This window comes from Alphaproteobacteria bacterium (genome assembly GCA_030740435.1).
Lineage (GTDB): Bacteria > Pseudomonadota > Alphaproteobacteria > UBA2966 > UBA2966.
Genome location: JASLXG010000147.1, coordinates 1 through 7,449 on the forward strand (window position 1 = coordinate 1; position 7,449 = coordinate 7,449).

A 7,449-nucleotide genomic window follows, 5' to 3' on the forward strand; every position below is an offset into this window, starting at 1 on the left:
TCGAGGTACTTGCCCCAATAGCTGACCCGGCCCGAGAGGCGGGCGATGTTGCCGTCCACCATGTCGAGCACGAAGGAGAAATAGAAAATCGGCGCCACCGCCCAAAGGCCCGGCGCCTGGCCCCAGGCCAGCAGACCGCAGGCGGCCAGGCCGAGCAGCGCCTGCAGCGTGCTGACGGCGTTGGCCGACCAGCCGGTGTTGTAGAACAAGGGCGTCAGCAGCATGCCCAGCGGCCGGCCGAACCAGGTGGTGAAGAACCACTCCGGCCTGGGCGCATGGAACGAGGCCTTTACTTCTGCCAGGCCGACGCGGCGGGGGATGGGCGGATCATTTCCACTATCGCTCATGGCCGGGGAGAATAACCGCGCGGCCGCCCCGGCACCAGCGACGACAAGGAGAGAAATGCGGGTTAGACTGCGGCCGGCGCAGGGGACATCGTGGCGACATTCAGTCAACGTATCGAACGCTCGGTCTTGAATACCGGCTCGCGCGGGCTGCGCCTGACGCTGGCGCTGAAGAAGCTGTTCGGCCGGCGCGGAAGCTGCCTCTTCGTCACCAGCTTTCCCAAGTCGGGCTCGACCTACCTGGTCTCGGCCCTGGCCCGGGCCAGCGGCACGCTGAATTACTTCCTCGGCGACGATCCCCTCAACGCCCAGGACCTCTATCTGCCCAAGCTGGTCGACAGCTACGCCATCAACGTGACCTGCCAGCAGCACACCCGGGCCACCGGGCCCAACCTCGCCTTGATGCGCGAATTCGCCATCCGGCCGGTGGTGCTGGTGCGCGACCTCGGCGATGCCATCGTGTCCTTGCGCGACCACCTGGAGCGGGAATCGCGCCAGACCCCGGTGATCACCGTGGCCGACGATTTTTTTGCCCGTCCCCAGGCGGCGCAGTTCGACCAATTGATCGACGTGGCGGCGCCCTGGTACCTCGATTTCTATGCCGGCTGGCGGGCGGCGGCAGCAGCCAACGTGTCGGTACACTGGTTGACCTACGAGCAGTTGATGGCCGACAAGGAGGCCGCGCTGGCCGCCATATTGGGTTATTACGAAATCGAAACGACACCCGAAGCTCTGGCCGCAGCGGTGGGAGAGGCCGACGGCGCCGAGGGCACGCGGCGCAACGTCGGCGGCAGCGGCCGCGGCGCCGAGTTGCTGAGCCCGGATCAGCAGGCCAGGCTTAGCGATTTGGGGCGTCACTATGACCATCTCGACCTCGGGCCCATCGGCCTCGCCGGGCCGGCTTAGCCATGGCGAACCTGGCTGAGTTCGAAGTCGCCGGCGACTTGCCGCCGCTGGCCGGCGGCATCGCAGAATTTCTCGCCTGGTGGTTTGCCGAGCCGCGCCTGCCGAGCCCGGAACAAGCTGTGTTGGAGGCCTACTACGCCAGCTTTCGCCGTTCCTTCGGCCCGCGCATGCGGCGCCTCTATGCCAACCAGGTGTGCGAGGCCGAAACGTTGGTGCGCAAGCAGCCCGGCCTCAGGGTGCTGGAGGTGGGCTGCGGCCTGGACAGCGAATCGCTCTGGTTGGCGCTCTTGGGCGCCCGGGTGATGGCGCTCGAGGTGCGGCCCGACCGCCTGGCGGCCGCCCGCGCCCGCCAGGCCGTTCTCGAAGCGGCCCTGGGCCGGGTTCTCGATCTCTCATTTTCCGGCACGCCGCTGCTGGAACTCGAATCCGAGCCTTTCGACCTGGTCTGGTTGGAGCAGACCTTTCACCACCTCGAGCCGCGCGCCGCCGTGGTGCCCCATCTCGCCCGCCTGGTGGCGCCCGGGGGACACCTGGCGATCTCCGAGGCCAACGCCCTCAATCCGCTGTTGCAGGCGGAGTTGCTCTGGCGCCGGGGCTGGCCGCGGGTAGCCACACAGCCCGGCCCGGACGGCCGGGAGGTGCTTTATGGCGTCGAGCGGGTGACCAGGGCCGGGGCCATCCGCCGGGCCTTCGCCGGCCAAGGGTTCGACTGCCTGGCGCTGCGCCGGTTTCGCGTCTTTCCCAACCGGCCCGCTTTCGAATCCCTGGCGGCGCTGGAAGCCGGGTTGGAAGGAAGCTGGCTGGCGCCGCTCGGGACCACGCATTTCAATTACCTCGGGCGCAAAGCCGCATGAGCACACGAAAAAAAATACTCTTCCTGCTCAACGACGCGCCCTTTTTCGTCAGCCACCGTTTGCCCCTGGCCGTGGCGGCGCGGCAAGCCGGCCTGGAGGTCCACGTGGCCGTGCCCTATGAGGAGGGCAGTGTGGCGACAATCCGGGCCGCCGGCATCGAGCATCACGACTATCCGCTGCGCCGCGGCGCCCGCGGGCCGCTGGGCGAGTTGCGCCTGATCATTGCCATGGCCCGCCTGCTGCGCCGCATCAGGCCCGATCTGTTGCATTGCGTGACCATGAAGCCGGTGCTCTACGGCGGCTTGCTGGCGCGCTTGATGGGCCTGCCGGCGGTGGTCCACGCCGTCACCGGATTGGGGTACTTGTTTCTTATCGAGGGCGCCGCGGCGCAGCTGCAACGACGCTTCGTGCTGGCGCTCTACCGCTTTGCGCTGGGCCACGGCAACAGCCGGGCGATCTTCCAGAACCCCGACGACCTCGAGCTCTTTCGCCAACAAGATCTGGTCGATCCGGCCCGGGTGGTGATGATCCGCGGCTGCGGCGTCGACATGCAGGTTTTCAAGCCGGCAGCCGCCGAGGCCGGCCTGGTGGTCTTCCCCGCCCGCATCATCGGCGACAAGGGGGCGCGGGAATTCGTCGAGGCCGCCAGGTTGCTCAAACAAAAGGGCGTGGCGGCGCGCTGCGTGCTGGTCGGCCGCACCGATCCCGACAACCCGACCTATATCGCCGAGGTCGAGATCAAGGGCTGGCAGGACCAAGGGATCATCGAATGGTGGGGTTTCGAGGACGACATGCCGGGGCTGCTGGGCCGGGCCGAGATCGTCTGTTTGCCCAGCTATCGCGAGGGTCTGCCCCGGGTGCTGATCGAGGCCGCAGCGGCGGGCAAGCCCATCGTCACCAGCGACGTACCGGGCTGCCGCGAGGTGGTGGCCGAGGGCCAGAACGGCTTTTTGCTGCCGGCCCGTGACGGCAGCGCCATTGCCGGGGCGCTGGAGCGCCTGTTGGGCGATGCCGAGTTGCGCCGACGCCTGGGAGAGCAGAGCCGCCAGCGCGCCGTGGCCGAGTTTTCCCTCGAGGATTTCGTCGCCCGATCGCTTGCCACCTATCGCGCCGTGTTGCCCTCGGGCACAATCGAGCCATGAAACTGCTGGCCCCGCTCGGCCGCCTGCACGCCGGCCACTGGCTCGGCCTGGCGGCCTTTCTTTATCTGCCGCTGGCGGTGCTGGCGCCCAAGGGTGAAACGGCGTTGCTGCTTTTCGTAGCGCTGCCGCTGCTGGCCCGCCTGGCCATCCGCCGCCGTCTGGTGCCGCGCTTGCGCCGGCCGCTGGGCATCGTGCTGGGCCTGACGCTGGGCTGGGCGCTTTGCAGCGTGCTCTGGTCGATCGTACCGGACGAGACGCTGAGTCTGCTGAAATCGCTGATCGTCATCTTCCTGGCGGCGCTGGGCCTGATTGCCGCGGCCGCCGATCTGGAGGCCCACGAGCGGCGCACGGTGGCCGGCCTGGCGCTCTATGGCCTGGGGCTCGGGCTTGTGCTGCTGGTTGTCGAACTGGCCGCCGGGCTGCCCCTGGCCAACTTTTTGCGCGGCCCCCGGCCGGGGCTGCCGCTGCTCGAGCTCTCGATCCTCAACGCCGGGCTGGTGGCGCTCTTGATCGTGGTCTGGCCGCTGGCCCTGGAGCTGGGCCGGCGTCGGGCCGGGGCCGGGGCGGTGTTGCTGGCCCTGGCGGCGGCGCTGCTGCTGTGGGGCGTCAGCCTCTCGGCCCAGTTGGCATTGGGGTTGGCGGCCCTGGTCGGGCTGGCGGTCTTCTTCGGCGGCCGCCGGGCGCTCAGGATCTTCGCCCTGCTGGTGGTGGCGGGCATCCTGCTCGCGCCCCTGGTGCCGCGCACCGTGCTGACCCCGGAAGGCTTCGCCGCCCGCTTTCCCGAGCTCAGCGATTCGGCGCTGCACCGCGTCCATATCTGGAACTTCAGCGCCCGCACCATCGCCCAGCGGCCGGTGCTGGGCTGGGGCCTCGACAGCTCGCGGGCCATTCCCGGCGGTCAAGTCGAGGCCATCGAGCACGGCCCCCGGATGTCGCTGCACCCCCACACCGCGGCGCTGCAGATGTGGCTCGAATTGGGCCTGCCGGGCGCCGCCGCTTTCGCTGCGCTGGCGCTGATCGGATTGGCCGCGGCGGGGCGCTTGCCGGCCTGGCCGCGGGCCGCCGCGGCGGCGGCGCTGGCGGCGGCGCTGGGCGTGGCCTCGCTGTCCTTCGGTATCTGGCAGAACTGGTGGCTGGCGACGCTGGCCCTGGCGGCCGCTATCACCACGGCGTTGCTGGGCGGAGACGAAAAGCCGGGCCAGGCGGGGCGGCCTTTGCTATAAGCAGGCCATGTGGCTGGCAACGTTCGTGGCGGCTGGGATGGCTTTTGTGGCAGCCCTTTTCGGCAGCGGCCTGATGCTGCGCATCTTGCGCCGGCGCGCCATCCTCGACCATCCCGTTGAGCGCTCGAGCCACGCCGTGCCGACACCCACGGGCGGTGGCATTGCGGTGGTCGCCAGCATTATCGTGATCTGGCTGGCGGCCGCCCTGATGGCGCCGGCCCTGCCGCCGGAGAGGGTGCTGGTGGTGCTGGCGGCCACGGCGGCGCTGGCCGGGCTTTCCTGGCTCGACGATCTGCGGGGCGTGGCGGTCGGGCTGCGGCTGGCGGTCCAGGCCTTGGCGGTGGCGTTGGGCCTGCTGACCTTGCCGCCGCAGCTCATGGTTTTCCAGGGCCTGGTGCCGCCCTGGGCCGACTTGGCTCTCAGCGGCCTGGCCTGGCTGTGGTTCGTCAACCTCTACAATTTCATGGACGGCATCGACGGCATCAGCGGCGCCGAGAGCGCCGCCATCGGCGGCGGCATCGTGCTGCTGGCCGCCTTCGTGCCGCTGTCCGACCTGGCCCTTCCGGCGGCCCTGGTAGCTGCCGCGGCGCTGGGGTTCCTGTACTGGAACTGGTCGCCGGCGCGCCTTTTCCTGGGCGACGTGGGCGCGGTGCCGCTGGGTTTCATCATCGCCTGGCTGCTGCTCAGCATCGCGGCCCGGGGCTACTGGGCGCCGGCCCTGATCCTGCCGCTCTATTACCTGGCCGACGCCACCATCACGCTGGGCCGCCGGGCTTGGCGCCGCGAGCGCCTGACAGAAGCCCACCGCGGCCATTTCTACCAGCTCGCGGCCGCTGCCGGCGGCGGCCACGCGCCCGTGGTGCGGCGCATCGTGGCCCTCGATCTGGTGCTTTGCGGGCTCGCCGTGCTGGCGCTATGGCAGGCGCTGGCGGCCCTGGTGGCGGCGGCGCTCGCCACGGCGGCGCTGTTGTGGTATTTCGCCGGCCAGCAAGGCGGCAAGAAAAAACCGGAACCCGACTGACGTGTCACCACCACGCCTGACATTCAACCGGCGCATCGCCCTCGTGGCGCTGCACGACGTGGTCATGGCGGCGGCCAGCTTCGAGCTGGCGGTGATGATCCGCTACGTCACCTACGGCGCGCCGCAGGGATTCGGGTTCCTCTGGGAGGGGACGCTTATTTTCACCGCCGTCTGTGCCTTGACCTTCTGGTGCACCGGTCTCTATCGCGGCATCTGGTACTACGCCTCGCTGAACGACCTGATCGCCATCGTCAAGGCGGTGACGCTGGGTATCTTGATATTCCTGCCCATCATGTTCGTCTTCACCCGCCTCGAGGACTTCCCGCGCACGGCGCTTTTCATCAACTGGCCGCTCCTGGTGCTGATGCTCAGCGGACCGCGTTTTCTCTATCGCGCCCTCAAGGACGGCAACCTGGGGGCGGCTTTCGAGCGCTCCGACCCCAACCTGGTGCCGGTGCTGCTGGTCGGCGCCGGCGACGAGGCCGAGGCTTATATCCGCGAGATCGGGCGTTCCAGCCATGCCGGCTACCGCGTGGTCGGCATCGTCGACGACCGGCCCGGCCGTCAGGGCCGCGACATCCGCGGCGTCCGGGTGCTGGGCTCGACCGCCGAGGCCGAGGCGGTGATCGACGAATTGGCACGGCGCGGCCGGCGGCCGCAGCGCCTGATCGTGACCTCGGAGCGCTTCGCCGGAACGGTCATGGCCGGGCTCCTCGATCTTGCCGAGCGCCGCGGCATGACCATCGCCCGGGCACCGCGCATCACCGATCTCAGCTCGGGCGGGCTCGATGACCGGCCCCTCGATCTCCGCCCCATCGCCGTCGAGGACCTCCTGGGCCGGCCGCAGAAGGTGCTCGACCGTGAGGCCATGCAGGCCCTGGTGGCCGGGCGCCGGGTGCTGGTGACGGGGGCCGGCGGCACCATCGGCTCGGAACTGGCGCGCCAGGTGGCGGCGCTCGGGCCCGCCCACCTCGCGCTTTTGGACAACGGCGAGCACGCGCTCTATGCCATCGACCTGGAGCTCGGCGAGGACTTTGCCGAACTCTCGCGCAGCGCCGTGCTCGGAGACGTCCGCGACGAGGGCCGCCTGGCCGCCGTCTTCAGCCGCGAAAAGCCCGAGCTCGTCTTCCACGCCGCCGCCTTCAAGCACGTGCCGCTGAACGAGCAGAACCCCAACGAGGCAGTGCTGACCAACGCCATCGGCACCAAGGCCGTGGCCGATGCCTGCCTCGAACACGGCGCCGCCGTGATGGTATTGATTTCCACCGACAAGGCGGTCGAGCCTTCATCGGTGATGGGGGCCTCGAAGCGCCTGGCCGAACTCACCTGCCAGGCCCTGGCCGGCGACGGCGGCGCCACACGCTTCGTCATCGTGCGCTTCGGCAACGTGCTCGGCTCGACCGGTTCGGTGGTGCCGCTTTTCGAGCGCCAGTTGGCCCGCGGCGGGCCGCTCACCGTCACCGACCCCGAGATCACACGCTATTTCATGACAACGCGAGAGGCCGTCGAGCTGGTGCTGCAGGCCAGCGCCATCCCCGCCGACCAGGGCGGCCGGGCCGGGGGCATCTTCGTCTTGGACATGGGCGAGCCCGTGCGCATCCAGGACCTGGCGCGGCAGATGATCCGCCTGGCGGGCCGGCGTCCCGACAAGGACGTGGCCATCGAGTTCACCGGGCTGCGTCCCGGCGAAAAACTGCATGAGCGGCTTTTTGGCGAGCTCGAGGAGCTGGTCGAGACGCGCTACGAGGGCATCCTGCTGAGCAATCCGCCGGCGCCCGAGCGGGCCGTTCTGGAGGCCGCGCTCGAAGACCTGGCGGCCGCCGCCCGGGCCCGCCACACCGACGACACCTTGGCCCGCCTGGCGGCGCTGGTGCCCGATTACCGCCGGCCGCAATAGTCGCCACCGTTTATTCCCGGAGAGTTCCCCATGTCCCCCAACGATAGCCCCGTCACCATCCG

The 7,449-nt window shown here is 69.6% G+C and carries 7 protein-coding genes; 6 read left to right on the plus strand and 1 reads right to left on the minus strand.

The genetic code is table 11. The annotated features are described in order from the left end of the window. On the minus strand, positions 1–347 hold a 347-nt coding region (locus QGG75_15000), incomplete at its 3' end, for a CDP-alcohol phosphatidyltransferase family protein (protein MDP6068540.1). Positions 348–437: 90 nt separating this feature from the next. Here QGG75_15000 and QGG75_15005 point away from each other — a divergent pair. From QGG75_15005 to QGG75_15030, 6 genes are read left to right on the plus strand one after another with little or no spacing between them, the layout of a single operon-like run. Next, positions 438–1,250 (plus strand): hypothetical protein, encoded by an 813-nt coding sequence (locus QGG75_15005; protein ID MDP6068541.1) that lies wholly within the window; start codon positions 438–440, stop codon positions 1,248–1,250. A 2-nt stretch (positions 1,251–1,252) separates the two neighbouring features. Next, positions 1,253–2,104, plus strand: coding sequence for a methyltransferase domain-containing protein (locus tag QGG75_15010; GenBank protein MDP6068542.1), 852 nt, complete (start codon positions 1,253–1,255; stop codon positions 2,102–2,104). Continuing rightward, positions 2,101–3,246 carry a glycosyltransferase family 4 protein gene (locus tag QGG75_15015; protein ID MDP6068543.1) on the plus strand — a complete coding sequence of 382 codons (1,146 nt, stop codon included), beginning with the start codon at positions 2,101–2,103 and terminating at the stop codon, positions 3,244–3,246. Before QGG75_15010 ends, QGG75_15015 begins: the two co-directional genes overlap by 4 nt. Continuing rightward, positions 3,243–4,469: an O-antigen ligase family protein gene (locus tag QGG75_15020; protein ID MDP6068544.1), complete on the plus strand. Its 1,227-nt coding sequence runs from the start codon at positions 3,243–3,245 to the stop codon at positions 4,467–4,469. The genes QGG75_15015 and QGG75_15020 overlap by 4 nt, the downstream gene beginning before the upstream one ends. Before the next feature lie 37 nt (positions 4,470–4,506). Further along, on the plus strand, positions 4,507–5,490 hold the full coding sequence (locus QGG75_15025; GenBank protein MDP6068545.1) for a glycosyltransferase family 4 protein: 984 nt from the start codon (positions 4,507–4,509) through the stop codon (positions 5,488–5,490). A gap of 1 nt (position 5,491) precedes the next feature. Next, positions 5,492–7,387 (plus strand): nucleoside-diphosphate sugar epimerase/dehydratase, encoded by a 1,896-nt coding sequence (locus QGG75_15030; protein MDP6068546.1) that lies wholly within the window; start codon positions 5,492–5,494, stop codon positions 7,385–7,387. The last annotated feature ends 62 nt before the right edge of the window (positions 7,388–7,449 follow it).

Excerpts from the sequence above, each read along its gene's own strand:
- QGG75_15025 (MDP6068545.1), top strand. The coding sequence starts at position 4,507 with ATGGCTTTTGTGGCAGCCCTTTTCGGCAGCGGCCTGATGCTGCGCATC.
- QGG75_15015 (MDP6068543.1), top strand. The coding sequence starts at position 2,101 with ATGAGCACACGAAAAAAAATACTCTTCCTGCTCAACGACGCGCCCTTT.
- QGG75_15010 (MDP6068542.1), top strand. The coding sequence starts at position 1,253 with ATGGCGAACCTGGCTGAGTTCGAAGTCGCCGGCGACTTGCCGCCGCTG.
- QGG75_15020 (MDP6068544.1), top strand. The coding sequence starts at position 3,243 with ATGAAACTGCTGGCCCCGCTCGGCCGCCTGCACGCCGGCCACTGGCTC.